The 1653-nt window shown below is 71.9% G+C and carries 2 protein-coding genes; both read right to left on the bottom strand.

All coding sequences use genetic code 11. The annotated features are described in order from the left end of the window. A partial coding sequence (locus tag IE260_RS40965) for a shikimate kinase (protein ID WP_189881013.1) occupies positions 1-434 on the bottom strand: 434 nt, incomplete at its 3' end. A 32-nt stretch (positions 435-466) separates the two neighbouring features. Continuing rightward, positions 467-1651 (bottom strand): chorismate synthase, encoded by a 1185-nt coding sequence (aroC, locus tag IE260_RS40960; RefSeq protein ID WP_189881012.1) that lies wholly within the window; start codon positions 1649-1651, stop codon positions 467-469. Positions 1652-1653: the final 2 nt, after the last annotated feature.

Below are 1653 nucleotides of genomic sequence, written 5' to 3'. Positions count from 1 at the left end.
TCGGGGGTGCGCGCGTCGGTGGCGACGACGACGGTGGCCACCTCCTCGTACAGATGACGGCGGGCCTCCATCAGCTCGCGCCACTGCCTGCGCGGGTTGACGGCGAGCAGCGGGCGGGCCGCGTTGAGGCCGGTGCGCTTGACGGCCTCCTCGACGTCCATCGAGAGGTAGACGACCCTGAGGCCGGCGAGGGCGGCTCGGGTGCCCGCGTCGAGGATCGCGCCGCCGCCGAGCGCGAGGACCCCCTCGTGCTCGGCCAGCGCCCGCAGCACGGCCTGCTTCTCCAGCGCGCGGAAGGCCGCCTCGCCCTCCTCGACGAAGATCTCCGCGATGGTGCGGCCCTGCTCGGCGACGATGTCGTCGTCGGTGTCCCGGTAACCGACCCCCAGCCGCCCGGCCAGCAGCCGGCCCACCGTGGACTTGCCCACGCCCATCGGCCCCACCAGCACCACCACCGGCACGCTGCTCACCGGATGGCCAGATGGTCGAGGTAGGACCGCACGTTGCGGCGGGTCTCGGCCACCGAGTCCCCGCCGAACTTCTCCGCGACCGCGTCCGCGAGGACCAGCGCGACCATCGCCTCCGCGACGATGCCCGCGGCCGGCACCGCCGAGACGTCGGAACGCTGGTGATGGGCCTGAGCCTCCTCACCGGTGCTCACATCCACCGTCTTCAGCGCGCGCGGCACCGTCGCGATCGGCTTCATCGCGGCCCGCACCCGCAACAGCTCACCCGTGCTCAGACCACCCTCGGTGCCACCGGAACGGCCGGAGACACGCCGGATGCCCTCCGGCGTGTTCACGATCTCGTCGTGCGCCTTGGAACCCGGCACCCGCGCCAGCTCGAAACCGTCACCGATCTCCACACCCTTGATCGCCTGAATGCCCATCAGCGCACCGGCGAGACGGGCGTCCAGCTTGCGGTCCCAGTGCACGTGCGAGCCCAGCCCCACCGGCACGCCGTACGCCAGCACCTCCACCACACCACCGAGCGTGTCACCGTCCTTGTGGGCCTGGTCGATCTCCGCGACCATCGCCTTCGACGCGTCCGCGTCCAGGCAGCGCACCGGATCCGCGTCCAGCCGCTCCACATCCCCCGGCACCGGGTACACACCGTGCGGGGCCTTCGCCGACGCCAGCTCGACAACGTGCGAGACGATCTCGATACCGGCCGTCTCCTTCACGAACGACCGCGCCACCGCACCCAGCGCCACCCGGGCCGCCGTCTCCCGCGCCGAAGCACGCTCCAGAATCGGACGGGCCTCGTCGAAACCGTACTTCTGCATGCCCGCGAGGTCGGCATGACCGGGCCGCGGACGCGTCAACGGCGCGTTACGCGCCAGACCCGCCAGCACCTCCGGATCCACCGGGTCGGCCGCCATCACCTGCTCCCACTTCGGCCACTCGGTGTTCCCCACCATGATCGCGACCGGGGAGCCCAGGGTCAGACCGTGCCGGACACCGCCGAGGAAGGTGACCTCGTCCCGCTCGAACTTCATCCGCGCACCGCGCCCATAGCCCAGCCGCCGCCTCGCCAGATGGTCCGCCACCATGTCCGTGGTGATCGGCACGCCGGCGGGCAGACCCTCCAGCGTCGCGACGAGTGCGGGACCGTGGGACTCCCCCGCGGTCAGCCAGCGCAACCTGCTCAACG

Source organism: Streptomyces viridiviolaceus, from assembly GCF_014650995.1.
Classification (GTDB): Bacteria; Actinomycetota; Actinomycetes; order Streptomycetales; family Streptomycetaceae; genus Streptomyces; species Streptomyces viridiviolaceus.
Note: the sequence above shows the minus strand (reverse complement) of the source record. Positions and strands in the feature narration are given on the sequence as shown.